This window comes from Pseudoramibacter alactolyticus ATCC 23263, assembly GCF_000185505.1.
GTDB classification, from domain to species: domain Bacteria; phylum Bacillota; class Clostridia; order Eubacteriales; family Eubacteriaceae; genus Pseudoramibacter; species Pseudoramibacter alactolyticus.
The window spans coordinates 263,589-288,674 of sequence record NZ_GL622359.1; the positions used below are offsets into that span (position 1 = coordinate 263,589).

The 25,086-nt window shown below is 51.3% G+C and carries 24 protein-coding genes; 17 read left to right on the forward strand and 7 right to left on the reverse strand.

Translation table 11 applies throughout. The annotated features are described in order from the left end of the window. Positions 1-60: 60 nt before the first annotated feature. Genes HMPREF0721_RS01275 through HMPREF0721_RS01290 form a run of 4 tightly spaced genes read left to right on the forward strand, consistent with a single transcriptional unit; the run spans position 61 to position 3,455 of the window. The gene (locus HMPREF0721_RS01275) at positions 61-1,320 is read left to right on the forward strand and encodes a Zn-dependent hydrolase (protein ID WP_006597704.1); all 1,260 of its coding nucleotides are present in this window, start codon (positions 61-63) and stop codon (positions 1,318-1,320) included. A gap of 44 nt (positions 1,321-1,364) precedes the next feature. Next, positions 1,365-2,549 carry a CaiB/BaiF CoA transferase family protein gene (locus HMPREF0721_RS01280; protein ID WP_006597705.1) on the forward strand — a complete coding sequence of 395 codons (1,185 nt, stop codon included), beginning with the start codon at positions 1,365-1,367 and terminating at the stop codon, positions 2,547-2,549. Positions 2,550-2,592: 43 nt separating this feature from the next. Beyond that, positions 2,593-3,069 (forward strand): hypothetical protein, encoded by a 477-nt coding sequence (locus HMPREF0721_RS01285; RefSeq protein ID WP_006597706.1) that lies wholly within the window; start codon positions 2,593-2,595, stop codon positions 3,067-3,069. 17 nt (positions 3,070-3,086) lie between these two features. Then, positions 3,087-3,455 carry a hotdog fold domain-containing protein gene (locus tag HMPREF0721_RS01290; protein ID WP_006597707.1) on the forward strand — a complete coding sequence of 123 codons (369 nt, stop codon included), beginning with the start codon at positions 3,087-3,089 and terminating at the stop codon, positions 3,453-3,455. A gap of 93 nt (positions 3,456-3,548) precedes the next feature. Here HMPREF0721_RS01290 and HMPREF0721_RS01295 read toward each other — a convergent pair whose 3' ends face one another. The 6 genes from HMPREF0721_RS01295 to HMPREF0721_RS01320 form a co-directional block, all read right to left on the reverse strand. Then, positions 3,549-4,043 carry an S-ribosylhomocysteine lyase gene (locus HMPREF0721_RS01295; RefSeq protein ID WP_006597708.1) on the reverse strand — a complete coding sequence of 165 codons (495 nt, stop codon included), beginning with the start codon at positions 4,041-4,043 and terminating at the stop codon, positions 3,549-3,551. Beyond that, a complete protein-coding gene (locus tag HMPREF0721_RS01300) occupies positions 4,040-4,597 on the reverse strand; it encodes a Holliday junction resolvase RecU (protein ID WP_006597709.1) in 558 nt (185 codons plus the stop codon). Before HMPREF0721_RS01300 ends, HMPREF0721_RS01295 begins: the two co-directional genes overlap by 4 nt. A 20-nt stretch (positions 4,598-4,617) precedes the next feature. After that, a complete protein-coding gene (locus HMPREF0721_RS01305; RefSeq protein ID WP_006597710.1) occupies positions 4,618-5,562 on the reverse strand; it encodes an RluA family pseudouridine synthase in 945 nt (314 codons plus the stop codon). After that, positions 5,559-6,482 carry a class II fructose-bisphosphate aldolase gene (locus HMPREF0721_RS01310; RefSeq protein ID WP_040640145.1) on the reverse strand — a complete coding sequence of 308 codons (924 nt, stop codon included), beginning with the start codon at positions 6,480-6,482 and terminating at the stop codon, positions 5,559-5,561. The genes HMPREF0721_RS01305 and HMPREF0721_RS01310 overlap by 4 nt, the downstream gene beginning before the upstream one ends. A gap of 211 nt (positions 6,483-6,693) precedes the next feature. Continuing rightward, on the reverse strand, positions 6,694-8,619 hold the full coding sequence (locus tag HMPREF0721_RS01315; RefSeq protein WP_006597712.1) for a DUF2207 domain-containing protein: 1,926 nt from the start codon (positions 8,617-8,619) through the stop codon (positions 6,694-6,696). Positions 8,620-8,703: 84 nt separating this feature from the next. Continuing rightward, a complete protein-coding gene (locus tag HMPREF0721_RS01320) occupies positions 8,704-9,261 on the reverse strand; it encodes a LemA family protein (RefSeq protein WP_006597713.1) in 558 nt (185 codons plus the stop codon). A 311-nt stretch (positions 9,262-9,572) separates the two neighbouring features. On the opposite strand from HMPREF0721_RS01320, the gene aroB reads away from it, so the two are divergent. From aroB to HMPREF0721_RS01370, 10 genes are all read left to right on the forward strand, one after another. Then, positions 9,573-10,646 (forward strand): 3-dehydroquinate synthase, encoded by a 1,074-nt coding sequence (gene aroB / locus HMPREF0721_RS01325; RefSeq protein WP_006597714.1) that lies wholly within the window; start codon positions 9,573-9,575, stop codon positions 10,644-10,646. A 9-nt stretch (positions 10,647-10,655) separates the two neighbouring features. Continuing rightward, positions 10,656-11,939, forward strand: coding sequence for a 3-phosphoshikimate 1-carboxyvinyltransferase (gene aroA, locus HMPREF0721_RS01330; protein WP_006597715.1), 1,284 nt, complete (start codon positions 10,656-10,658; stop codon positions 11,937-11,939). Next, the gene (aroC, locus tag HMPREF0721_RS01335) at positions 11,936-13,021 is read left to right on the forward strand and encodes a chorismate synthase (protein ID WP_006597716.1); all 1,086 of its coding nucleotides are present in this window, start codon (positions 11,936-11,938) and stop codon (positions 13,019-13,021) included. Before aroA ends, aroC begins: the two co-directional genes overlap by 4 nt. Next, positions 13,018-13,365: a chorismate mutase gene (locus tag HMPREF0721_RS11400; RefSeq protein ID WP_006597717.1), complete on the forward strand. Its 348-nt coding sequence runs from the start codon at positions 13,018-13,020 to the stop codon at positions 13,363-13,365. The genes aroC and HMPREF0721_RS11400 overlap by 4 nt, the downstream gene beginning before the upstream one ends. A 169-nt stretch (positions 13,366-13,534) precedes the next feature. Then, a complete protein-coding gene (locus HMPREF0721_RS01345) occupies positions 13,535-16,972 on the forward strand; it encodes a pyruvate carboxylase (RefSeq protein WP_006597718.1) in 3,438 nt (1,145 codons plus the stop codon). Between the two features lie 728 nt (positions 16,973-17,700). Then, entirely contained in the window at positions 17,701-18,492 is a 792-nt protein-coding gene (locus HMPREF0721_RS01350; protein ID WP_006597720.1) for an SDR family NAD(P)-dependent oxidoreductase, read from the forward strand. A gap of 24 nt (positions 18,493-18,516) precedes the next feature. Next, positions 18,517-18,753 (forward strand): biotin/lipoyl-containing protein, encoded by a 237-nt coding sequence (locus tag HMPREF0721_RS01355; protein ID WP_006597721.1) that lies wholly within the window; start codon positions 18,517-18,519, stop codon positions 18,751-18,753. A gap of 14 nt (positions 18,754-18,767) precedes the next feature. Further along, positions 18,768-19,490 carry a 2-oxo acid dehydrogenase subunit E2 gene (locus HMPREF0721_RS01360; RefSeq protein ID WP_006597722.1) on the forward strand — a complete coding sequence of 241 codons (723 nt, stop codon included), beginning with the start codon at positions 18,768-18,770 and terminating at the stop codon, positions 19,488-19,490. 16 nt (positions 19,491-19,506) lie between these two features. Then, entirely contained in the window at positions 19,507-20,472 is a 966-nt protein-coding gene (locus HMPREF0721_RS01365; RefSeq protein WP_040639820.1) for a thiamine pyrophosphate-dependent dehydrogenase E1 component subunit alpha, read from the forward strand. Positions 20,473-20,502: 30 nt separating this feature from the next. Further along, the gene (locus HMPREF0721_RS01370) at positions 20,503-21,474 is read left to right on the forward strand and encodes an alpha-ketoacid dehydrogenase subunit beta (protein ID WP_040639821.1); all 972 of its coding nucleotides are present in this window, start codon (positions 20,503-20,505) and stop codon (positions 21,472-21,474) included. A gap of 61 nt (positions 21,475-21,535) precedes the next feature. Here HMPREF0721_RS01370 and HMPREF0721_RS01375 read toward each other — a convergent pair whose 3' ends face one another. After that, positions 21,536-22,075: a response regulator transcription factor gene (locus HMPREF0721_RS01375; RefSeq protein ID WP_083798184.1), complete on the reverse strand. Its 540-nt coding sequence runs from the start codon at positions 22,073-22,075 to the stop codon at positions 21,536-21,538. Between the two features lie 258 nt (positions 22,076-22,333). Here HMPREF0721_RS01375 and HMPREF0721_RS01380 point away from each other — a divergent pair, with 258 nt between their 5' ends. From HMPREF0721_RS01380 to HMPREF0721_RS12545, 3 genes are read left to right on the forward strand one after another with little or no spacing between them, the layout of a single operon-like run. Beyond that, entirely contained in the window at positions 22,334-23,617 is a 1,284-nt protein-coding gene (locus HMPREF0721_RS01380) for an acetyl-CoA hydrolase/transferase family protein (protein ID WP_006597726.1), read from the forward strand. Between the two features lie 57 nt (positions 23,618-23,674). Continuing rightward, positions 23,675-24,511 carry an FAD-dependent oxidoreductase gene (locus HMPREF0721_RS12335; protein WP_050786937.1) on the forward strand — a complete coding sequence of 279 codons (837 nt, stop codon included), beginning with the start codon at positions 23,675-23,677 and terminating at the stop codon, positions 24,509-24,511. Beyond that, positions 24,475-25,077, forward strand: coding sequence for an FAD-dependent oxidoreductase (locus tag HMPREF0721_RS12545; RefSeq protein ID WP_050786938.1), 603 nt, complete (start codon positions 24,475-24,477; stop codon positions 25,075-25,077). Before HMPREF0721_RS12335 ends, HMPREF0721_RS12545 begins: the two co-directional genes overlap by 37 nt. Positions 25,078-25,086 lie beyond the last annotated feature (9 nt).

Genomic DNA, 25,086 nt, shown 5'->3' on the forward strand with positions numbered 1-25,086 from the left:
CTGCAATTCAATCAACTGAGAAACAGATTTAAAATTAAAAAATTTGGAGGAGGACCAATCATGTATCAATGCAGTGAAGAAAGAATGGGCGATAAAATTAAAACCATGAGCCGGTTTGGCGATGCCGGTCACGGCGGGATCACCCGTTATTCCCTTTCGCCGGAAGCGCTTCAGGCGCGGGGGGAATTTGTTCGTCGGATGGAGGCCATCGGTGCCAGGATCAAAACGGACGATATGGCCAACCTGTATGCCACGCTGCCGGGAAGCGATCCGAGTCTGCCGGGCATCGTGATGGCATCTCACTGCGATTCTGTTAAGAACGGCGGCAACTACGACGGCATTCTCGGGGTCATGGGCGCGATGGAGGTGCTCGAAACCGTCGCAGCAGAAAAGATTCCTCACAAGCGCAATCTCACTGCGATGATCTGGACCAATGAGGAAGGATCGCTTTATCCGCCGGCCATGATGTCTTCCGGGGTCGTTTGTTACGATTATCTGCCGGAGGATATCCGTGTGAATTTCAAGCACGAAGACATGCTCGCGTCAAAGTCGGTGCTCGATCCGACCAAAACCTTCGGAGAAGCGCTGGAAGCCAGCGGCTACAAGGGCGATGCGGCCAACCGTCTGAACCCGAAGGATTACAAGGCGATGTTCGAGCTGCACATTGAGCAGGGGCCGATTCTCGAAGCGGCCGGCAACGACATCGGCGTCGTCACCTGCGTGCTCGGCATGGTGAACTACCACATCAAGCTCACCGGTCAGTCCGACCATGCCGGCACCACCCCGATGAAATACCGCAGGGATGCCCTTTATGCGGCGGCCAAAGCGCTGGATTATCTCCACGAAGAGCTGGACAAGCTCGATCCGGAACTGGTTTACACCACCGGTGAAATCCTCTGTCATCCCAATGTGCACACGGTCATCCCAGATTACGTCGATTTTTCGCTCGATGCCCGTCACGAAGATCCAAAGGTGATCGAACAGGTGGTTAAAGTCATTGAAGACATGCCCAAAGAGCTGGCAAAATGCAAAACCGATTATGAAATTGCCTGGACCCGCGACACCGTTTATTACGATAAGGAGCTCGTGGGCTATGTGCAGGATGCCGTGGATGAGCTGGGCTATTCCAACCAGCGCATCAATTCCGGCGCCGGTCACGATGCGCAGTTTGCATCCTATATGATGCCGACGACGATGATTTTCGTGCCGTCCAAAGACGGGCATTCCCATTGCGAAGAAGAATTCACCACGGTGGAACAATGCACCAAGGGCGCCAGCGTGCTGCTCGGCGCGGTGCTCAAGTGTGACGCGGCAGAATAAGCCCGGGAGAGTGGCTTTCAAGAACACAGAGAAAGGGGACTGCGATGTCTCAAAAAGCATTATCCGATCTGAAAGTGATCGACCTGACAACGGCGTTAAGCGGTCCGTTTTGCACCATGTTCTTCGCGGATTACGGCGCGGAAGTCATCAAGGTGGAGCCGATCCACGGCGATCAGTGCCGCACCTGGGGCCCCATTGACGAGGCCAGCGGCGAAAGCGGCTTCTTTTGCAGCATTAATCGAAATAAGAAGGGGGTCACCCTCAATCTCAAATCGGAGAAGGGCCGCGAAATGCTTTATGATTTGGCGAAGGATGCAGACTTCTTCTGCGAAAACTTTAAAGGCGGCGTCACCAAGCGGCTTCAGATCGATTACGAAACCATCCGAAAAATCAATCCGCGCATCATTTATGTTTCGGGATCCGGCTTCGGTCAGACCAGCCCCATTGGTCACCGTCCGTGTTATGACACCGTGGCTCAGGCCATGGGCGGCCTGCTGAATCTGACGGGCTTCAAAGACGGCGAGCCGGTCAAAGCCGGCCCGTCTATCGCCGATCACGTTTCGGGCATTTATCAGGCGGTGGGCGCGCTCATCGCGCTGCATCACAGAGAGCGGACCGGCGAAGGACAGCTGGTGGACGTGGCCATGATGGACACGATCTTCAGCATGCTGGAAAACGCCATTCCGAATTATACCATGGACGGTGTCATCCCGACGCGCAACGGCAACGAGGATGCCTCCATTGCGCCCTTCGATGTCTTTGCCTGCAAGGACGGCTATGTGACCATCGGTGTCGGCAACGACCCGATGTGGGCCAGACTCTGCAGGGTGCTGGGCCGGGAGGATCTTGTCGAGGATCCGCGCTATCTGACAAACATCGACCGGATGGCCAATTATCATCCGGGACTGCACGCACTGATTAACGATTGGACGGCACGGTATACCAAGCAGGAAATCGAGGCGATCATGGACGAAGCCAATATTCCCTGCGGGCCGGTGCTCAACGTGAAGGAGGCCATCGAGCATCCCCACACCAAGGCCCGGGAAATGATGGTGCACGCCCACCATCCAACGGCCGGTGACCTCTATTTTCAAGGGGTCGTGGCCAAGCTGTCTGAGACCCCCGGCCGGGTCGTGGCGCCTTCGCCGACATTGGGCCAGCACAATCAGGAGGTGTTTTGGCTGTCGGAGGAGGAAGCGGCCAGGCTGCACGAAGAAGGTGTGATCTGAGCGGCAGCAAACGCATTGAAAAAGAGAAAGTATCGAGGAAAAAATGGCCAGAAAAGTATCTTATTTGAGCTATAATATGACGACAGCCGACGCGGCGAGTCCCGATGGACTGGTGCCCTTCGGCAGACAGTTTGATTTCATCGGCGACGTTGAAACTGAGCAGATGATCTTGAACGATGGGGACGAATCCCTGTGCCTGGGCTATCACGACGTGGTGATCCACAACGATGTGTATGTTGGGGATATGATGGAATACAAGGCGACGATGATCCATGTGAGCAATACCTCCCGGGATTGTCGCATCGAAGTGTATAAGCTTGCGACAACGGCGGAACGCGCCGGCAAAGCGGGCGCGCGCCCCGGCGATATGGTCTGGTTTGACGAGCCGCTGCTGTGCACCGAGGGCAATGTGCGCCTGGTGGTCAAAAAGCATTTGCAGCGCGGCGAGCAGCCCGACGGTACCGTTGTGGATCCCTGGCGGGAACTGGACGATTTTCCGGAATCGGAATTGACAATTTAAGCGGGGAGGAGACAAACATGGAAACCGTAACAATGCGCTATCGCATGTCCGACCGCGATGTGTTTTATGGCGGCGGCGTGGTCAACGGCGCGCGCTGCATCACTCTGATGGGCGACGCGGCAAACCGTCTGATGGCCAAGATCTTCGGCAATACCGGCCATTGTGTGGCAGTCAAAAAGATCCGCCTTTACGTGCCGATGTTCGCCGGTGATTATATCGAATTGGTGGCGGGCTTAAAAAAGCAGGCCGGCAAAAAGAGCCTGATCGAAGTGCGGGCGTTTAAAATTATCGAAGTGCCTGAAGATCCGCCGTATCCCAGCTCCATCGACGTGCTGCCGGATCCGCCGCTGTGCACCGTGGCCCGATTTGTGTACGAAACGCTTTGAAAAAGTCAAATACCCTTCATGAAAATAACCCCGAGAGCCGGCTGGCTTTCGGGGCTTTGTGCTTTTTGAAGCGAAAACGGGGGATGGCGGCGTTTATACCGGATAAATCAGATTGGCATCGCTGAGGTTTTCGAGCACTTCGGTGAGAAATTTTTGGGATTCGTATTTGGCCATGGCGAGATTTTGGTCGAGGTAGTTGCCGCAGTCTTTGGCGGCGGCGCCGGGGATATCGCCTTCAAAGGCCGCCATAAAGCGATACAGATTCGTGATGAGCGGCACGATGTCGCGGCTTGTCAGATCGCCTTTCATTACCAGGTAAAAGCCGGTGCGGCAGCCCATCGGTCCAAAATAAATAATCTGCTTGGAGATGGCCGGATCGTTTCGTAGATATGTCGCGCCAAGATGCTCGATGGTGTGGCATTCGGCGGTGTTCATCACCGGTTCGCGGTTGGGTTCCTTCATGCGGATATCAAAGGTCGTGACGATCTGGTCGCCAACCGAATCCTTCCGGGAAACATAGATGCCCCGCAGGAGTTTTAAATGATTGACGGTAAAGCTGGGAATTTTTTTGAGTTCATGATCCTTCATCGTAAAAGAGCCTCCTTTTGGTTTTTTAAATCAGATAAATAGGTGTTTAACGCTTCGAGATAGTGCAGCTGGATAGGACCGGCTTCCTGAATGCGGTAGCGGTTTTCAAAGGCTGAGAGCGGGATGGAATGGCGGCCGTCTCTTTGGGCGCCGTCCCAATAATGCTTGAGCACTTCGAAGGGGAGCAGAAAACATTGGTCGATTTTTTTAAAGAGCACGATGAGAAACGCCAGACCGTCTTGTTTTTGAAAGGTATCCATAAATGCGATTTGGTGATCGTGGATATTGTAGAGCGGCAGATTCTTGAGGTTGGTTTCTTTGGCGTCGAAGCAAACGGGAATCCCCTGCACGTTGCCCATGTAGTCGACGGTGCTCTTGGCGTCGAAATAGGCCAGCTTGATGGTGCCCTTTTGCTTGTCGAGTTCGACCGGGGTGATGGCAGTCGGCAGTTTCTGGACGACGGCCAGCTCATGCTCCAGATAGAATTGATTGGTCGTGTTGATCAGGGATTCGAGATAGGAGCCGCGGAGCCCGCGGGAATGCCAATAGCCCATGAAAACCTCCTGTAATATGGTTAGATGCGGGGCAGCGCCAGCCTGAGATGCTTCGCGACGGCACAAAAACGTTCCGGCGGCGGCGCGACCACATCAATGTTTAATTCGGGAATCGTGTAGCGATGCGCGTGAAGCAGCTGATGGTGCAGGCCGTAAAGAGCGGCCCATTCACGGTTGTGGCTGCGGCTGCCATATTTGGGATCCCCGATGATGGGGTGGCCGATGCCGGCCAGCTGTACTCGGATTTGGTGGCTGCGGCCGGAGCCGAGTTCGATGGCGATGAGGCTGGCTGCGTCGCCGGAACAAAGCGGCTGATAGCGCAGCCAGGCTTCCCGCTGCCCATCGGTTTCTTCCTGGACGATATTGGCTCTCGGATTTTTGGTGAGCCTTGAATGCAGCTTGGCACCCCGGGTGATTTTCCCGGCGACAATGGCCCAATAGGATTTGCGGATGAGATGGGATCTGATGGCCGCTGCGATTTGCTTTTGCGTGGGATAGTCCTTGGGAATCAAAACGATGCCGCTGGTGTTGCGATCGAGCCGGTTGGCCGGCGCCGGATGAAAGGTGCCCGAGTGGGGCAGTGTTCCCGCCAGATCGGCCAAAGACGGCGTGCCGGTGTGATCCGGCTGGGTCAACAGACCGACGGGTTTGTTCACGGCGATCAGGTGGTCATCTTCGTAAAGGGGCGGCTGCATCAGAGCCTTCAGGGAATCGGGCAGGCTCGGCTCGCCGGGAGCCGCCGGCTGTCCGCGAAATTGCCGATAAGTTTCTTCAGAAAAATAGAAGGTGAGAACCTGTCCCTTTTGAAGATAGTCTCTGGGGCTGGCACGGTGCCCGTCGAGTTTGATGCGTTTTTTGCGCAGCATTTTCATCAAAAAACCTTTGCTGGCCTGGGGCAGCCACTTGATGAGAAAGCGATCCATTCGCTGCTCTGCAGCATTGTCGGAAATCGTTAATTGGATCATCCCAGTCCACCGTGACTGCAGCCCAAAACATGACGCATTTTATGGATAACCATCGAGCGAATGGCGCGACGGCCCGGCCCCAGATATTTTTGCGGGTCAAAAGCGTCGGGATGCTCGATAAAGAACTGGCGGATACAGGCGGTCATTACCAGATTTAAATCGGTTTCGATGTTGATCTTGGCGATGCCGAGTCTGGCGGCCTCTCGCAGCATATCCTCCGGAACGCCTTGAGCGCGGTTGATGTCGGCGCCGTATTGATTGTTCAGATCCACAAATTCTTTCGGAACCGAAGAAGCACCGTGGAGCACCAAGGGAAAGCCCGGCAGCTGATTGGACATATCCTGCAGGCGCTCGAAGGCTAAGGTGGGTTCGCTTTTGAATTTATAGGGGCCATAGCAGGTGCCGATGGCCACCGCAAGGGAGTCCACCCCGGTGGCGGCGACAAAATCGACGGCGTGGTTCGGATCAGTCAGCGCCAGGGGCACATCGGATTCGGCGTCGCCGTGCAGATCGCCGAGCCCGCCCTCGACGACGACCCCGTGATCGTGGGCGTAGTCGACGACTTTTTTGGTCAGCGCGATGTTTTCTTCAAAGGGCAGCCGGGAGCCGTCGATCATGACGGAAGTGTAGCCCGAGTCGATGCAGGCGACACAGGTTTCGTAATCCGGGCCGTCGTCCAGATGCAGACAGACGGGCACGTCGCTGGTGGCCACGGCGGCCTCCACCAGCTTGATCAGATAGACCGGGTTGGTATATTCCCGGGATTTCTCGGAAACCTGAAGGATCACCGGGCTGCTTTCCCGTTCGGCCGCGGAGATGATTCCCTGAATGATTTCCATATTATTGGCATTGAAGGCGCCGATGGCATAATGTCCGGACTGGGCGGCTTCGAACATGCGTTTGGATGTGACGAGTGGCATGATTCCTCCTTTGTCACAAATTAGCAATGAGGCATTGACAAATGAAGTATAAATGAACGAGATCATTATACCGCTTTGCCGGACGAACGGCAAACGATCAGAGAAAAAACAAAATTCTGTGATGCTGCTTATAAAAAATGCGGCTGGTGCAGGATGCACCAACCGCAGAATAATAGTGTCGTGCTGCGGGGATTGAAAAGCGATTTCGGTTTTACCAGGAGCCGCCGCCGCCTCCGCCGCCTCCGCCGCCGGAAAATCCCCCGCCTCCACCGAAGCCGCCTCCGCCGAAGCCGCCGCTTCCTGAGTCGCTGGGGATCTGAATCATCGAGGCGCTCATATTGGCCATGCTGTGGCTAAACGCAGAGGCAAACCAAAGCGTATTCCAAGTGGTCATCGGGCGATAGGTGCTGTACCAACTGGGCGGTTCAACGGCCAGCGATTCAAAACGTTTGGCCCATTGATCGGTGACGCCCAGCACGTAGGCATAGGGCAGCACGTCATAAAAATAGGCGGGATTGTCGTTAAGCAATACCCTAAGACGATCGGCTTCGGCCAGTTCGATAAAGTGCTTGAAGCCCAGCACTTCTCCGAGCCAGGTATTGCCGTTGGGCGTGCGTTTGGTCGCCTTGGCGCTGATAAGCATCAGCAGGGGAATCGCAGCGACGGGGACAGGCATCAGCGGGGAAAGCTTGACGGCGGTCACCGTGCCGACGCCCGCCGTGGCCGCTGCGGTGATCAGGCCGAAGAAAATACAAACGCCCCGACGACTGGCGGCCTTCATGCCCGCCCCGTATTCCAGGAAATGCCCGAGCCAAAAGGCGGGACTGAGAAGCATGGCGCCTAACAGAACTGTACAGAGAAGGAAAGGATAAAGATCGAAGCCGCCGCGCCAGGCGTAGCAGATCGCATATCCGGTGAAAAGGGTGACGGCGATCGCCAGGCTGATCAGCACGGCCTTCAGAGCCCGGGATGCAGAAGTGAACAGTTCGGTATTCGGCTGATGGAAAGTGTCCATCACCATGGTTTTGCCTTCGCTGACCGTTTGATAAAAATCGTCGGCCAATTGATCGCTGGTGACCGTTCGGCGGCCGGCGGAAAAAAGGCTGTTGAAAATCAATTGGGTATAGGCCGGGGCATCGGCCGGCAAATCTTTTTGCCAGCGGAAGGTAAAGACCTTGTCGGCCGTCTCTTCAATGGTGAGGTATCCCTGTGAAGCCAGATAAATGATCATAGCGAGAATATCCTGCTGATCGGTGCTGCCGTCGACGATGGTGCCCACCTGGGCCGGATCGAATCCGCGGGGCGCATTAAAGAAAACGGGCATCACGGGTTTTTCGTCCCGGCCGTAACGCCAGAACAGAATGACCGCGGCAATCAGGGCGATGATGGCCGCACCCGCAGCCAGGGGCACACGATCGCTGGGTTTGCGCGCGCCGACAAAATACCCTTCCGGCAGACGCAGATTGATGGTCAGGGTTTGGCTGGCGGAGAGGCCGCGGTCCACCCGGCCGGTGAGGGTTTTGCCGCTTATGTGGTAGTACACGTGCGTCGAGCCGGTGCTGCCGTATCCGCCGCTGTAAAAATGCAGCTTTTTGGCAGAAAACTTTTTGGGCAGATCCACGCGGAAGGTCATGCGGCTGATGGCTGTGGGCCAAAGCCGTGGTGCCAGATTAAAATAGACGTCGTCGAAATCGGTGATGCCGTCATCACCGGGATCCCATCGGTAGCGGATTACATACGTTTTGTTGCCGATGACGGTGGCGTCGCTGCTGCCGATGCGGATCACCGTGTTGTTGTCTTGGGTGCTGACAGCCGTTTTGCCGCCGTCGACCCGGATGTTGGTGATGGCGGCATGGTAGTCGCTTGCCACGGGTTTGCCGTTGATTTGCCTGTAAAAGGTGCCGCGGTTGGGAATGTATCGGTAAATCCCGTGGCGCGCTTCATTGAAGTTAATGCGAATGGTTTCAGTGACGTCGTAGGCGTGATCTTCCCGAACCGTGAGCCTTGTGTGCCAGGAAGGGGTGGTGTAGCCGCCCTCGTCGGCCAGGACGGGAGAAGAGAAGCCTATCAGAACGATGGCGATGGCAAGGATGAGCCCCAAGCGCAATGGGAGCCGGGGATTTTTAAGCAAAGTCATAATCACCTCCGATATGCATCAAAGCTTTGCAGTGTTTTGATAAATAAAGCCCGGAAAGGCCGGGCTGCAATTGGCAGGAAAAAGTTAAAATTGGACCTTGACGTTTTCACGTTCGGCATCGGCCGCTTCGAAATAGGGCTTTGCCGTGTAGCCGCTCATGCCCGCGACAATGGACGCCGGGAAAACTTCCGTTTTATTATTAAAGGTCTTGACCGTAGCGTTGTAATATTTACGGGCGTTGGCAATGTCCTCTTCGATGGCCTTCAGCTGGTTTTGCAGATCGACGAAATTGGCGTTGGCCTTTAAATCAGGATAGGCTTCGGCGACGGCAAAAAGCTGCCGCAGGGTGCCGGTCAGGGCATTTTCGCTGTCGATTTTGGCTGAAAGATCGGCGGGGGCTGTCCGCATGGCGGTATTGCGGGCCGCAATCACCTGCTCCAGGGTTTCGGATTCATGGCGGGCGTAGCCTTTGACGGTTTCCACCAGATTGGGAATCAGGTCGTAGCGTTTTTTGAGGTAGACATCAATGGTGGCGAAGCCTTCCTCCACCTGGTTTTCGGCGCGGACGAAGCTGTTTTTCGTGGCGATGAACCACAGCGCGATAATAACAATCAGCGCGACAATGACAATAATGGCGATCATTAAGAACCTCCTGAGATAAAAAATGGGTCATGCAGTGGCGCCATCCGCGGAAGAACGGCACCAGGGACCGGGAAAATATAGTTTTTTAATTATAGCATACTTTTTGGTTAAATGCGAATTCTCGGTCGCAGGCGATTGCACTTGTCAAAACTTTCTTTTATAATAAGAATCGGATCACCGCATGAAGACGGCATCACCGAAACAAAAAGTTCAGGCGCTCTGTGAAGGAGCGCTTGGTTTTCAAATAAAATTAAAACGCAGATGCGTTGCGAACGTGCGTTAATTATAAAGAATGGGAAAGGATCAGTGCCGTGAAGAAATTATCCTGCACAACAGAAAGTGTTCACAAGACGGAAATTTATATCCAAAAAGGACTCAGAGATCATCTCTTTGAGCTCGACAGCCTGTTCAAAAAATACCGGACCATTGTCATCATCACCGATGAAAATGTCGCCGGTTATTATTTGAAAGGTATTGTCAAGCAATTTGCCTCTTTTGGCGGGACGGTGCGGCAAATTGTGCTTGAACCGGGCGAGCCCACCAAAAATTTGGGCCAGGCTGAAGAAATTTATTATAAGCTGGCGGAGTTCGGCGTGACCCGGGCCGATGCCATTGTGGCGCTCGGCGGCGGCGTGATCGGCGATTTGGCAGGTTTTTGTGCAGCGACTTATATGCGGGGGATCGATCTGTATCAAATTCCGACATCGCTCATCGCGATGAGCGACAGCGCCGTCGGGGATAAAACCGGGGTGGATCTTGATATCGGTAAAAATATGGTGGGGGCTTTTTATCCGGCAGAGGCCGTCTTCGTGGATCCGGTGTTTCTCCAAACGCTGGACGATCGTTTCTTCATTGACGGGATGGCCGAAGTTATCAAATACGGCTGCATCGCTTCCGGCAAGCTTTTCGTACGTCTCACCGGCTACCAGTATCAGGAAGATCTGCTGGATGACATGGACAGCGTGATTGCCAAGTGCTTGCAGATTAAGCGCAATGTGGTCGAAGAAGATGAACGGGAATCCGGCATTCGCCGCATTTTGAATTTTGGGCATACCATCGGCCACGTGATCGAAAACTATTTCGGCTACGGCACCTATACGCACGGCGAAGCAGTGGCCATCGGCATGTATAACATCACGCGGATGAGCGTGCGGGAAGGCATCACGTCCGAAGAAGATCTGGCCAATCTGGGGCAGATCCTCGATACTTACGGTTTACCCAGGGAATTGCCGGAGATGGATCTTGATCGCGTCAATGCGATTTTGCAAAATGATAAGAAATTTGAAGGTGATGTGCTTAATCTTTGTGTGATGCCTCAAATCGGCACGGCGGAAATTGTGCGGGTGCACAAGAACATGGCCATCGAATTGTTCCAGGCGGAATAGGAGGTCAGGATGAGACAAATCCTGAAACCGCACCCTATTTGCGGCGAAATTGTCGCGCCGCCGTCCAAGAGTGTGAGCCATCGCATGGTGATGGCCGCGGCGCTGGCCAAAGGCGAAAGCACCGTGCATCACGTGCTCTTGTCGGAGGATTTAAAGGCGACTTGCGCCGCGATGGAAGCGCTGGGCGCACATATTGAAAGTGCGGCGGAGTCCCGCGGACTGGTGACGTTAACGATCCGCGGCTGCGATCGTCCGAAGGCAGCGGCCGGGGCGACCATTTATTGCCGGGAGTCGGGTTCGACCTTGCGTTTTATGTTGCCATTGGCGGGAATGCATGCGCGGGATTTGCACATCACCGGTGAAGGTCGGCTGAGTGAGCGCCCTTTGGGTCCCTTCCGGGAGAATTTTACCGCGCACGGCGTGCAGTGGACGGCGCCGGAGAATCGGGAGCTGCCGCTGACGCTGAACGGCGGTCTTCAGCCGGGGCATTTTCTGCTGCCGGGGAATCTTTCGTCTCAATTTATTACGGGGTTGCTTTTTGCGCTGCCGCTCCTCGACGGCGACTCAACCATTGATGTGATCACCGAGATGGAATCGGCGCCCTATGTGGCTATCACGCTGGCGGTGCTGGGGCAGGCAGGGATTGTCGTTGATGCCAGTGCGGATTTCAGGCATTACCGTATTGCCGGCGGACAGCATTATGCGCCCGGGGTGTTCACCGTGGAAGGTGACTATTCCCAGGCGGCGTTCTGGCTGGCTATAGGGGTGCTCAGCGGACCGGTGACTTGTCGGGGATTGCTCTTTGATTCGGCCCAGGGCGACGCCCGCGTTGTCGATTGGATGCGTGAAATGGGCGGTGACATCACACGGACGGCCGATGGTTTTTGTGCCAGACCCAGTCGGCTTCGCGGCATCGAGATGAACGTGAGCCAGTGCCCGGATCTGGTGCCCGTGCTCGCGGTATTGGCAGCGGCGGCTTCTGGAACAAGCCGAATCGTCGGTGCCGGCCGCCTCCGTCTGAAGGAATCGGACCGGCTGGCGGCCATGACGACGGTCCTCACCGCCCTGGGCGCCGATGTAAAAGAAAAGCCGGAAGGCCTCGTGATTCGCGGCGGCAGGCCCCTGAAGGGCGGCCGCGTCTCGAGTTTTAACGATCACCGGGTGGCGATGGCATTGGCCACGGCATCGACTGTGTGCGCAGCGCCCGTGGTGCTCGACGGAGCGGAAGCGGTACAAAAATCCTATCCTCAATTTTGGGAAGATTTTGTGAAAATGGGAGGACAATTGGCATGACATCCTTTTGGGGCAATCATTTAAAGCTTTCAGTCTTTGGCGAATCCCACGGCAGAGCCATCGGGGCAGTGATCGACGGGCTGCCGGCGGGGATTCCCATCGACGAAACAGCCATTGCGAAGGAAATGGACCGCCGGGCATCCCGAGGAAAGGTCCTGGCGACGCCGCGCAAAGAAGCGGATACCGTTAATATTGTTTCCGGATATTTTGAAGGGCACACCACGGGGACGCCGCTGACGGGCATGATTGAAAATACAAACACCCGCTCCGGGGATTATGCCGGGACGAAAAACAAAATGCGGCCGGGTCACGCGGATTATACGGCTTGGCTCAAATACGGCGGTTATCAGGATTATCGCGGCGGCGGACATTTTTCCGGTCGGCTGACGGCGCCGGTTGTTTTTGCCGGAGCGGTGGCCAAGCAGGTGCTGGCGGCGAAAATCGAAGGGCTGCAGGTAGGTTCGCGGATTCTTTGCATCGGGGGCGTGGCAGATGAATCGATCGTCATACCGGAAGCTTACGCTGATTTGCAGTATTGCGACGCAAACTGGCCGGCGATCGACGAAAGCCGCATCCCCGAGATGCAGGCGGCGGTATCCGAGGCGCGCGCCGATAAAGATTCGGTAGGCGGTATCATTGAGGGCTATGTCACCGGGGTACCCGGCGGGCTGGGCTCGCCGATGTTTGAAACGGTGGAAAGCCGGCTTGCTGCACTGCTCTTTGCCATTCCCGCTGTCAAAGGGGTTGAATTCGGTTCGGGCTTTGCCATGAGCGGGATGCGGGGCTCTGAGGCGAACGATGCCTTTTATATGGATGGCGATCGGGTGAAGACGCGGACCAACCACAACGGCGGCGTCAACGGCGGCATCACCAACGGCATGCCGTTGGTCTTTCGTGTGGCATTTAAACCTACACCGTCCATTGCCCAGCCGCAGGCGACGATCGATATGGCCCGGCGGGAAGACACGACGATTGAAATCACCGGGCGGCACGATCCCTGTATTGTGCTCCGGGCGATCCCGGCGGTGGAAGCGGCGACGGCGCTTTGTCTGCTCGATTTGATTTTGGAGGATGGCCGATGAGCGGGTATTTGACAAACACTGCCGCAAATCCGGAAAATTTAAACGCGATTCGCGAATCCATTGACGCCATCGATCGGCAGATGGCCGCGCTCTATGAAGCGCGCCTGAACTGCGCGACGGCGGTGGCGCACTACAAGCACGTGAGGCATCAGCCGATTTTCGACGCGGTGCGGGAAAAGGCCGTGATTGACAAAAATGTGTCCCGGCTGAAAAATCCAGAGGCTTACGGCCATTATTACCGTGCGTTTCTCCAGCACCTGATGGATCAGTGCAAGGATCTGGAAGCGGCGGTCATTGCCGAAATGGACGCCGCTGAGGCAGGGGCATATCCGCGTTCTGAATAAAAACCGCTGTCTTTCTGTTTTGATATTGAAGGGCGGTGAAAACAGGCTAAATAAATTTTGCAAAGTCGCCGTCCGATAGGGTATAATGGCTCAAATTTATCATTTGCCGAAGAACATGGCATACGGAAATGAATTAGACAACAAGACATATTGAGCTGAAAGGAGCATCATGAAAAGATTTAAAAAGGTATTGATTGCCAATCGCGGTGAGATTGCGATTCGTATCATCCGCGCCTGCCATGAATTGGGCATTTCGACCATTGCGATTTACGCACAGGAAGATAAGATGTCGCTGTTCAGGACCAAAGCGGACGAAGCATACCGCATTACCTCGGCCGGCGGACCGGTGCAGGCTTATTTGGATATTGATAAAATCATTGCGCTTGCGCTTGAAAAAGGAGCGGATGCCATTCACCCGGGATATGGCTTCTTGTCGGAAAATCCGGCTTTTGCCAAAAGATGTGAAGAAGCGGGAATTGCTTTTATCGGGCCGACCCACGCCATGATGGAACAGATGGGCGATAAAATTCAGTCCAAAATCATGGCGAAACAAGTGGACGTGCCGACGATCCCCGGCGTTGAAAAACCGATTGAAACGGACGAACAGGCCATCGAATTTGCCAAGGTCGCCGGCTATCCGATCATTTTGAAGGCGGCGGCCGGCGGCGGGGGCCGCGGTATGCGCATCGTTCGCGATGAAAAGCAGCTGCTCAAGGAATATCATTCTGCGGTTTCGGAAGCGACCAAGGCTTTCGGGGACGGCACCATTTTCATCGAAAAATATCTGGAAGAGCCCAAGCACGTGGAAGTGCAGGTGCTAGGCGACCAATACGGTCATGTGGTTCATCTGTTTGAAAGAGACTGCTCGATTCAGCGCCGTCACCAGAAGGTGATTGAGTTCACGCCCTCGCTGTTTTTATCCGAAGAAAAACGGCAGGAAATCTGTGCCGATGCGATCAGACTCGCCAAATCAGTGAATTATTGCTCGGCCGGGACCATTGAATTTTTAATTGATAAACATGGCAATCACTATTTCATCGAAATGAATCCCCGCATCCAGGTAGAACACACGGTGACGGAATTGGTGACTGGCATCGATATCGTACAGGCGCAGATCCAGATTGCCGAAGGCTATGCGCTGGATTCTGAGGAAATCGCCATTCCTTCCCAGAAAGCGATCGCCACCCGCGGCTACGCCATTCAGTGTCGAGTCACTACTGAAAATCCGAAGATGCACTTTATGCCGGATACCGGCCAAATTGACGTGTACCGGACGGCCAGCGGCCCCGGCGTGCGCCTTGACGGCGGCAACGGGTTTACCGGCTCGGTGATCTCGCCCTATTATGATAGTCTGCTCGTGAAGTGCACGGCCTATGGCCGCAGCTTTGAAGATACCCGCCGCAAAGCGCTGCGCGCACTCAAAGAAACCATCATCGAAGGAGTCGAAACCAACAAGGATTTTTTGATCAACGTATTGGAGCATCCACTTTTTAAAGCCGGGAAATGCAATACGAAGTTCATTGACGAACATCCGGAACTCTTCAATATTAATGAACAGAACAGTCAAGCCTATAACACGATGCGTTATATCGGCGACATCGTGGTGAACGAAACTTTTGGCGAAAAACCGGAGCTGCGTGAACCGGCATTGCCAGTCATTCCGGAGGAGGCGGAAATCGGAGCGCTGCGGGGGACCAAACAGATCCTGGACGAAAAAGGACCCGACGGCCTGGTGAATTGGATCAAAGCGCAGGATCGTCTGCTGATCACCGATACGACACTGCGCGATGCCCACCAATCGCTGGTGGCGACGCGGGTGCGCACCCACGATATGACCCGGGTGGCCAAGCAGACGGCTTGGCTCGAACGCGATCTGTTTTCTCTTGAAATGTGGGGCGGTGCGACCTTTGACGTGGCCTATAATTTTTTGAAAGAATCGCCCTGGCGCCGATTGGATGAATTGCGGGAGGCCATTCCGAATATCTGTTTTCAGATGCTCCTCCGCGGGGCCAACGCCGTGGGCTACAAAAATTATCCGGATAATGTGATTCGAGAATTCATCCGTCAATCGGCGGCTTCCGGCATCGATGTGTTTCGCATTTTTGACTCCCTTAACTGGATGGAAGGGATGAAGGTTTCCATCGAAGAGGTGCTCAAAACCGGCAAGATTGCCGAGGTGGCCATGTGTTATACCGGGGATATTCTTGATACAACCAGAACCAAATACAATCTGGATTATTATGTCAAGATGGCGCACGAAATCGAAAAGACCGGCGCGCATATCCTGGCGATTAAGGACATGTCGGCACTGTGCAAACCGGCGGCGGCCAGAAAGCTCGTTTCGACGCTTAAGAGCGAGGTGAAGATGCCGATTCATTTCCATACCCACGATACGGCGGGCAACGGCGTGGCGGCGGAACTCATGGCAGCGCTGGGCGGCGCGGATATTGTGGATGCGGCGCTTTCCGGCATGAGCGGGCTCACGGCTCAGCCGAGCCTCAACTCATTGGTGGCAGCGCTGAAACATTCGCCCTACGACACACAGCTTGACGATCATGACTTGCAGAAACTTTCGGATTATTGGGTGGGCATGCGGCCGACTTACAGCAAATTCGAAAGCGGTCTTAAAAGCGGCAGTACAGAAATTTACGAAATGGAAATCCCCGGCGGCCAGTATTCTAATCTGAAGAGTCAGGTGGAAAGCTTCGGCCTGGGGCACAAGTTCGGCGACGTCAAAGAAATGTACAAAGTGGCCAATCAGTTGCTGGGCGATATCGTAAAGGTGACTCCGTCTTCCAAGGTTAACGGAGATCTGGCGATTTTTATGGTACAAAACGGTCTCGACGCCGATAACATTTATACGAAGGGCAAGGATCTGGCCTTCCCGGCTTCAGTGGTGGATTTCTTCAGGGGGATGATTGGTCAGCCGGCCGGCGGCTTTAATAAACGGCTGCAAAAAATCGTGCTCAAAGGGCAAAAGCCCATTACGGTGCGGCCGGGCGCCCTGCTGCCGGATGAAGATTTTGACGCGATTTGCAAAGAATTTAAGGATGAGTTTGGCAGAGATCTCACCGACCGCGAGGTGATGTCCGCGGCGCTGTATCCGAAGGTCTATAAGGATTATCTGAAATTCCGCAAAGAATACGGCGATCTCGAACGCATGGAAAGCCACGCATTCTTCTACGGCTTGCGCGAAGGCGAAATGACAGAAGTCGAGGTGGAAGACGGCAAGCGGCACATGATCACTCTGGTCAAAATCGGCGATCCCGATGAAGACGGCGAACGGACCGTCACCTTTGAAATTGACGGCTTCCGCCGGCAGATCAAAGTGGAAGACCGTTACTCGCTTTCGTCTCAGACTAAGAGCAAAATGCTCAAGGCCAATCCGAATAACAAAAAGGAAATCGGGTCCGGCATCCCGGGAACCGTTTTGAAGGTGCTCGTGAACGAAGGGGATGCGGTGAAGGAAAACCAGGCGCTTGCGGTAGTGGAAGCCATGAAGATGGAAACGGAAATTGTCGCGACGGCGAACGGCACTGTCAGCGCCATTTATGTCTCTGAAGGACAGAAGGTGGAATCCGGCGAATTGATGATGACCTTGGCATAAACAAAAATTGGATAGAAAAAATAGTGATGTGATCTCTTATTGAGATATGGTAATCTTCACCCCATTTGTTTTTAAAAACAAGTGGGGTGTTTTTTAGCGGCAGAGAAACGATGTTAATATGTTCGATTGTCAAATCATCTAAAGGAATTAATCGATATTTGAAAACGAGATCACTATAAGGAGTGATTTATTGTTGCATTACTTAGAGAATACAACGACATGCTGGAAAGATTGAGGGACCAACATAATTTGAAAAGAAAGGAAGAAAAGACATGAGCAATGGGAGAATAAAAACAGTTTTGGAGAAAAAAGAGGTGTTGGCTATCTCACGATGAATTATCATGATTTGGCAGCCTACTTGGAAAAAGGAGAAAAACCGACACAGAAAGTTGTCAGTTTGACAAGGGATTTTAAAGAGGGCGCCAGTGCTTTTATCGAAAAAAGAAAACCGCAGTTTAGAGGAGAATAAATATGGCAGAAGCGCGGATAAAGGAATTGTTAAAAACGGTCCAATACGCGCCCGGCTAAAAAAGTGATCCGAATTTCGCCATCCATTACGGGTAGCTTTTTTAATGATGGAACAGTGAGACGACATCAAAAAGAAATACTTCAAAAGAATGAGAACGAATGAAGATGAGGAGGTCACTCTATCGCGGGATGTCAACGTTACAATATCCTGATATGATCATGATGTCAAATCAATTCAAATTTAAAGGGGGGAGGAAACCATGGTACAAATTGATTTAAAAGACCGCGTTGCTTTGGTGACAGGAGCAGCGGCGGGCTTGGGAAAAAAGACCGCTTGTCTGTTAGCGGATTGCGGCGCCAATATTGTGATTGGCGACATGGATGCACTTGGTGGCAAGGAAACGGCCAAAGAAATCGAAAAAGATTTAGGGGTCCAAGCTTACGCAGTGACCTGCGACGTGACGGATTACGATCAGGTAAAAGCCATGTTTGATCTGGCGAAGGAAAAGTTTGACCGCATCGATATGGTTGTTAACGCTGCCGGTATTTGTGTCTATCAGATGCTTCATGAAGCTGATCAACGGGCTGTCAAAAAAATGATTGATATCAATGTTAACGGGACGGACAATGTTGACAGATTGGCATTGACCTATATGAAAGATCAGCACCAGGGACGGGTTGTTAATTTTGCATCTGTCGCGGGCAGAGGCGGCAGCATTTTGGTACCGCATTATGCCATGACCAAGAGTGCCATTATTAATTTGACGCAAAGTTATGCACAGTTAGGGGCAAAATATGGGCTTCAATACAATAGTATTTGTCCGGGTATTATTAAAACGGAAATTTGGATGAAATATTTAAGACAGATTATTCCTGGAGATGCATCGAAACAGGATGTATTTTTCAATCAGTTCTGTGAAGATCATATTCCACTGGCAAGACCTCAGGAAACGGAAGATATTGCCAATGGTGTTTTGTTCTTGGTTTCTGATTTGGCTAAAAACATTACAGGTCAGGCCCTTAATGTTTGCGGCGGCATGCACATGGATTAAAGAGGACAGAAGGGAAGGTAAAAAATGAAATATGAAATTAATATGCCGAAGTTTGGCGCAACGATGGAAGACGGTGAAATCGTGGAATGGTATGTGAAGGTCGGGGATGCTGTTAAAAAGGGGGATAAGCTTTGCAGTATTATGACAGAAAAATTGACAAATGATCTTGAAGCGATGCACACGGGAACGGTTGCTGAGATTATTACACAAGTTGGAGAAAAAGCGAATTGCGGGGATATCATCGGCTATATTGAAGAATAAAAAACGGTGAAAAAATGGAAGTAGGAGAAACGACAAAAGATGGCAAAACCATCAGCAAAATTGAAAAGGTTGTAGGGATTCGCAAAGCGACGTTTGAAGGGCTCCAGGAAAGCTTTCGACGTTCACCCCAGGTTTCTGGCTTTGTTCATGTGGATGTGGACGGTGTTGTTAAATTGCGTAAAAAGCTGAAAACAGCAGGATATAAAGTCAGCGTTACCGATATTTTCATCAAGTTAGTCGCAATGGCCATTCAGAAACATCTGGAAGTGAATTGCTCTCGTGTAGAAAATGAGATTCATTATTATTCGTCGATCAATATCGGTGTGGCTGTCGGGACACCGGCAGGGATGCTCATTGTACCGGTCATCAAAAATTGCGAAAGCAAGTCATTGTTTGATATTTCAGCAGAGATGAAAGATATCCAAAACAAAATAAAAAGCAATCAATTGACCATGGACATGATGCAAGGCGGCACGTTTACGTTGAGCAGTATTGGCATGTTTGATGTGGACAATTCAGACGCGATCTTAAATATTCCCCAATCTGCAATCGTTGTGGTTGGCCGTATTAAAGATGAACCAGTCGTACTCGAAAATAAAACGATCGGTATTCGGCCAAAAGCTTATTTATCGGTCACCTTTGATCATGGAACCATTAATGGCGCACCGGGATCGAAATTTATGAAGGCATTTTCTCATATGGCCGAAAAAGCCGATGAAATTATTGAATGGGAATGAAAAGAGAGGTTATTTCATGAAATATTCAAAAGAGTATTACTTGGATTCTTACGAAAAGCTGACGTTTGCCAGACAGTATGAAATGAAAGTGCCGGAATTGTTGGCAACGGGCAAATTGCCAGGGTTTTATCACTTGGCGGTTGGGCAGGAAGCAATTCAGATGGCCATTTATTTGGAAAAGGAAGCGGGGGATTGGCTCAGTCCGCATCCCAGATGTCACCCACTATATGCATTGACCTGCGGAATTAATGATTTTACAACAGAAATGATTGGCCGAAAAAGTTCGCTTTGCGAGGGTGTTGCAAGTTATGTGCATATTTTTTCGCCAGAAAATCACATTTGCCCGTCCAACGGGCTGATGGGTGAAAATCAAGCCATTGGCGCTGGTTTTGGTCTGGCGATGACAGAATTTGATGATACAGACGGTTGTTTGATTTTGGGTATTGGTGACGGGACCTTGGAAGAAGGCGCCGTGAACGAAGTCATGAATGTGATTGCGTCGAGAAATTTAAAAGTTTGCATGATCATTGAAAACAACGACATCACCATTTCAACCAGAAAACATGACGTAAGCCGATTGAAAGACCCGGGAGAAAGGGCTTATGGCTTCGGTCTTCCGGTTGTATTTGGCGATGGCAATGATATTTTTGAAGCGAGAGAACTCATCCGTATCGGGCTTGAAAAAGCGCGAAGAGGCGAGCCGAATGTTATTTCGTTAAAGACTTATCGTTTGCGGGGGCATTTCGAAGGCGATCCGACGGTTTATCGTAATCCGAAAGAAACGGAAGAAGCGATGAAACACGAACCGGTGAAGCGTTGCCGGGAATATATAATGAACCTCGGCATCGCGACGGAAAAAGAATTAAATCAAATTGACGCCGAACAACAGGCCATTGTTGATGCGGCTTTTGCTCAGGCCGTTAAAGCCGATCTTCCGACACCAGAAGATGTGATCGGGCCGGAATTGGTCTTCGCAGATTAATCATGAAAATAATGAAAGGGGATGAATAAAATGGCTGAAATGACAATGATTCAGGCGTTGAATACAGCTCTCAGAGAAGAAATGGAGCGTGATGAGAATGTATTTATAATCGGCGAAGATTTAAGAGAAATGGGCAGTACCTTTGGTGTGACAACAGGTCTTTATCAAACGTGGCCGGATAGAGTAATCAATACCCCATTGGCTGAAGCCGGTACTGCCAATATGAGCGTTGGCGCGGCTTTATACGGAAAGCGGCCGGTTTTTGAAATTATGTTCGCAGATTTTTCAACCCTCATTTATGATGCGATTGTCAATCAAGCATCCAAAATGCGATACATGTCGCATGGAAAAGTCACTTGTCCCATTGTCTTCCGTGGCCCGCAAGGGGCAGGCGGCGGCATCGGTGCGCATCATAGTCAAACGGTTGACAGTTGGTTTATGAATGTCCCAGGTCTAAAAATGGTGACGCCATCGACACCTCAGGATGCTTATGGATTATTGAAAGCATCGATTAGAGATAATAATCCGGTTTTGTTCTGGGAACACAAAGCACTTTACAGAGTTCCCGGAGAAGTGATGACTGGCGACGATCAAATCGTCCAAATTGGGCAGGCTAAGACGGTTAAAGAAGGGAGCGATATCACCATTGTTGCCAACCAGCTGATGTTGATGTCAATCCTTAAGACTTTACCGGAAATTGAAAAGGAAAGCATCAGTGTGGAATTGATTGACCCCCGGACCATTAAACCATTTGATTATAAAGCCGTAGAAACTTCTGTGAAGAAAACGGGAAGATTGCTGCTGGTGTCAGAAGGTTGTCGAGAAGGGAATTGGACCGCAGAAATTGCATCTAATATTTCGGAAAGTTGTTTCAAATCGCTGAAAAGCCCGGTGAGAAGACTTGGCGCAGTGGATTCCCCCATTCCATATGCAAAAGCAGAATTATTCATGATTCCAAGCATGGAAAGTGTCATCAAGACCGTCGGAGAAATGATGCAATAAAGCTATCTAAAACAATGATACCGGCACAATGCCGGCATCATTGTTCTATTTCATGGGATTTTTAGAACTGCACTTTGCTTTCTTCGGACAATAGGCGCATGAGCGAGACGCGGTTGGGGACATTGAGCTTTTCATAAATGTGTTGAATGTGGGTTTTAACCGTGTTGAGACTGATAAAGGTTTTCTCAGCAATGGCCGTGTTTGTTAATCCCTGTGAAATGAGCACGGCGATTTCCCATTCTCGATCAGTTAATTTCTGTTTGATGTTTGAATAATCCAGGCGATCTTCGCTGGTTACATGGGAAGAACGGAAAATGAATAGCGTGTAGTTCAAAATAACTTTATCGAAGTTTTCATCCCTTGATACAAAAGGACTGGTCCAGAATTCATAGAGTTGATTGTTTGCAGGGACAATAATATGATCATTATTGCTCAAAAGCTGTTTCCGGAATTGATTAATGACATAATTTTCGATAAACAGATCGGCTTTTTCTGATTCGGAAAGTACTGCATTGACATTGCGAAAAAGGGTGCGGTAAAGATCACGGCAGTATCGGTGAGCGCAGTGATTGGATTTTACAATCGTTTGTTTGCTGTCCATGATTAAAACGCCAAAAGTGGCATCGCGAAAACAGGAATCAAAGAGCTTTTCGGCCAAAGGATTTTACCGAAGCAATTTGCGCGATTACCGCATTTCCGAATGATTTTATGCCACATATTACAAATGTCATCGCGATGGAAGATGTTCAGTCCAAGGTAAAAGAAATGATTTTAGGAAAGACCAGCGATATCAAGGTGATGATTGATCCTCAGCGATAATATCGGGTGAGAAAGGGCTAAAAAAGTGGATTATCAGAGAATGTACCAAAAAAAGGAAGTGAGTGTGGAAGAAGCGCTTTCGCACATTCGCGACGGAAGCAGAATCATCACTTCCCTTTGTGCACAAGCACCGTTTCTGCTTCTAAAGCATTTGCATGAGGTTGCCGATACAGGGAAAAAATTTAAAATTTACAGCAATATGAATCTCCAGGCATATCCGTATTTGTCAGACGAAAAATATCGGGACAGGATTGATATTGACTGCTTGTTTCAAATGGTGGGAGACCGCGTCGGCCATCAAAAAGGATTGGTGAATTATGTGCCGGGGCATCTTCACGATGGCACATGGCGATGGGCGGAAATTAACAGGCCGAATGTTTTTATCGGAGCCGTATCTTCAATGGATGAAAACGGATATTGCAGGTTTTCGTTAAGCAATATTCATGAGCAGGCATTTGCTCGAAAAGCAGATTTGGTTATTTGTGAAGTGAATCCAAATTTGCCACAGGTGAATGGCGAGACGGAAATTCATATCAGTGATATCGATTATGTTGTTGCCTCGAAAGAGCCGGTTCCGGTTTTGCCGGAGCAGAGTCGGCTTTCGCCCATTGATGAAAAAATTGGAGAGCATGTAGCCTCGTTAGTAAAGGATGGGGATACGATTCAATTAGGCATCGGTAAAATGCCTGATGCGGTGGCAAATAGCCTGCTGGATAAAAAAGATCTCGGGGTTCACACGGAATTAATGTCCGATGCAATCTATCGATTGACAGAGGCCGGTGTTGTGACGAACGGCCGAAAAACACTGCATCGGGGAAAATCCATTGCGACCTTTGCCATGGGAAGCCAGAAATTGTATTCAATGATGAATCAAAATCCGTCGGTTTGGATTATGTCCGGTAATTATGTGAATCATCCTGGCGTGATTGCTCAAAACGACAATATGGTCTCAATCAACACGGCCATCGAGGTGGATCTGACAGGGCAGGTTTGTTCGGAAAGCATCGGGAGCGTGCAGTATAGCGGCACCGGCGGCGCGGTTGACACGGCTCAGGAGGCATCAGCTTCTAAAGGTGGGAGATCGATTATCGCGCTGCATGCGACGGCGCAAAAAGGAAAGTGTTCGACCATTAACGCCGTGCAGACACCGGGAGCGATCGTCACGCTGTCTCGCAATAATGTCGATTATATTGTGACGGAATTCGGCATCGCACCGATGCGGGGAAGAAATGTCCGGCAAAGAATGGATAATTTAATCGCGATTGCACATCCGGATTTCAGAGAAGAAATTAAAAAGGCAGCAGAGAAAACCTTGTTGCGCTGAAAAATGGCGGCAAAAAGATAAATGATTAAATTACGGGGAAATCACGGGGAGAGTCGTATGAGCAAAAAAATAACAATTGTCGGGGGCGGCCCGGGCGGATACATTGCGGCGATACGGGCAGCACAGCTTGGGGCACAGGTAACACTTATTGAAAAAGATCGATTAGGCGGAACTTGTCTCAATGTTGGCTGTATTCCGACCAAATGTCTTTTGCATACGGCAAAATTATTGGAGGACATCCGGCATCAAAGTGCGCAAATTGGCATTGATATCAGTGGTGTACAGCTTAATTTCTCGAAAACCATGGCCCACAAGAATGCCATTGCCAGGCAATTGGTGAATGGGGTCAGCGGCTTGATGCGCGCCAATCACATTCGGGTGATTGCGGGCAAGGCACATTTTGTCGCGCCGGGGAAAATGCAGGTGCAGACGGCCGATGGCCAAAGACAAGCCATCAATGCAGATGCCATCGTTTTGGCCACGGGGTCGGTTAATGCGGTGCCGCCAATCCCAGGAATAAAAGCATCGTCACATTGTATGGATTCAACGGGTGTTTTGGCTTTAGAGCAGCTGCCGAAAACCATGATCGTGATTGGGGCCGGTGTGATCGGCCTTGAGATTGCCTGTGCCTATGCCGCCTTTGGAACGAAAATCACCGTGGTTGAAGCCCTTGATCACGTTCTGCCGATGTTGGATGAAGATATTACGGCGGTTGGATTGAGGCACATGAAACGCATGGGCATCACATTTCAAATGGCTTCACCGGTGCGATTGGTGGAAGATATGGACAATGGCGCCCGTGTGCTTTGTCAAACCCAGCGGGGGAGCACGTTGCGTTTGAAGCCGAAAAAGTATTGGTGGCTGTCGGCAGAAAAGCCAATACGGCGGCATTAAATCTTAATCTCGGTGGTGTTGCAAATGAAGCTGGGAAAATTATCGTGAATGATCATATGCAGACCAATATCAAAAGCATCTACGCGATTGGCGATTGTGTTAAAGGGCATGCTCAGCTTGCGCATGCGGCATCGCGGATGGGCGAGATCGCCGCGGAAAATATCATGGGACTCAATACGATTTATGATGAATCGACGAATCCGACGTGCGTTTATATGGAGCCGGAAGCAGCCGCTGTGGGACTGCGTGAGGGTCAATTGAAGGCAGGAAGTTATAAAGTTGGAACCTTTCCGATGATAGCCAACGGCAAAGCTCTGATTGTAAACGGCGGCGAAGGTTTTATTAAAATCATTGCGGACACAAAAACGGAGAAAATTATAGGCATACATATGATCGGTCCGCGGGCAACGGATTTGATTGCCGAAGGCGCAGTGGCCATTCGCATGGGGATGAAGGTTGATGAATTGACTGAAACGATTCATTCGCATCCAACGATTTCAGAAGCCGTTAGAGAAGCCGCTTTATCGGTTCAAGGGCGCACCTTGAATATGCCGCCAATCAAATAAACGAAAAGA

Coding starts and splice junctions, on each gene's coding strand:
- HMPREF0721_RS01360 (WP_006597722.1), top strand. CDS start 18,768: ATGGAAGTAGGAGAAACGACAAAAGATGGCAAAACCATCAGCAAAATT.
- aroC (WP_006597716.1), top strand. CDS start 11,936: ATGACATCCTTTTGGGGCAATCATTTAAAGCTTTCAGTCTTTGGCGAA.
- HMPREF0721_RS01295 (WP_006597708.1), bottom strand. CDS start 4,043: ATGAAGGATCATGAACTCAAAAAAATTCCCAGCTTTACCGTCAATCAT.
- HMPREF0721_RS01355 (WP_006597721.1), top strand. CDS start 18,517: ATGAAATATGAAATTAATATGCCGAAGTTTGGCGCAACGATGGAAGAC.
- HMPREF0721_RS01290 (WP_006597707.1), top strand. CDS start 3,087: ATGGAAACCGTAACAATGCGCTATCGCATGTCCGACCGCGATGTGTTT.
- HMPREF0721_RS01365 (WP_040639820.1), top strand. CDS start 19,507: ATGAAATATTCAAAAGAGTATTACTTGGATTCTTACGAAAAGCTGACG.
- HMPREF0721_RS01350 (WP_006597720.1), top strand. CDS start 17,701: ATGGTACAAATTGATTTAAAAGACCGCGTTGCTTTGGTGACAGGAGCA.
- HMPREF0721_RS01310 (WP_040640145.1), bottom strand. CDS start 6,482: ATGCCACTCGTCACATCCAAACGCATGTTCGAAGCCGCCCAGTCCGGA.
- HMPREF0721_RS01380 (WP_006597726.1), top strand. CDS start 22,334: ATGTACCAAAAAAAGGAAGTGAGTGTGGAAGAAGCGCTTTCGCACATT.
- aroA (WP_006597715.1), top strand. CDS start 10,656: ATGAGACAAATCCTGAAACCGCACCCTATTTGCGGCGAAATTGTCGCG.
- HMPREF0721_RS11400 (WP_006597717.1), top strand. CDS start 13,018: ATGAGCGGGTATTTGACAAACACTGCCGCAAATCCGGAAAATTTAAAC.
- HMPREF0721_RS01275 (WP_006597704.1), top strand. CDS start 61: ATGTATCAATGCAGTGAAGAAAGAATGGGCGATAAAATTAAAACCATG.
- HMPREF0721_RS01345 (WP_006597718.1), top strand. CDS start 13,535: ATGAAAAGATTTAAAAAGGTATTGATTGCCAATCGCGGTGAGATTGCG.
- HMPREF0721_RS12335 (WP_050786937.1), top strand. CDS start 23,675: ATGAGCAAAAAAATAACAATTGTCGGGGGCGGCCCGGGCGGATACATT.
- HMPREF0721_RS01315 (WP_006597712.1), bottom strand. CDS start 8,619: ATGACTTTGCTTAAAAATCCCCGGCTCCCATTGCGCTTGGGGCTCATC.
- HMPREF0721_RS01285 (WP_006597706.1), top strand. CDS start 2,593: ATGGCCAGAAAAGTATCTTATTTGAGCTATAATATGACGACAGCCGAC.
- HMPREF0721_RS01320 (WP_006597713.1), bottom strand. CDS start 9,261: ATGATCGCCATTATTGTCATTGTCGCGCTGATTGTTATTATCGCGCTG.
- HMPREF0721_RS01280 (WP_006597705.1), top strand. CDS start 1,365: ATGTCTCAAAAAGCATTATCCGATCTGAAAGTGATCGACCTGACAACG.
- HMPREF0721_RS01305 (WP_006597710.1), bottom strand. CDS start 5,562: ATGATCCAATTAACGATTTCCGACAATGCTGCAGAGCAGCGAATGGAT.
- HMPREF0721_RS01375 (WP_083798184.1), bottom strand. CDS start 22,075: ATGGACAGCAAACAAACGATTGTAAAATCCAATCACTGCGCTCACCGA.
- HMPREF0721_RS01300 (WP_006597709.1), bottom strand. CDS start 4,597: ATGGGCTATTGGCATTCCCGCGGGCTCCGCGGCTCCTATCTCGAATCC.
- HMPREF0721_RS01370 (WP_040639821.1), top strand. CDS start 20,503: ATGGCTGAAATGACAATGATTCAGGCGTTGAATACAGCTCTCAGAGAA.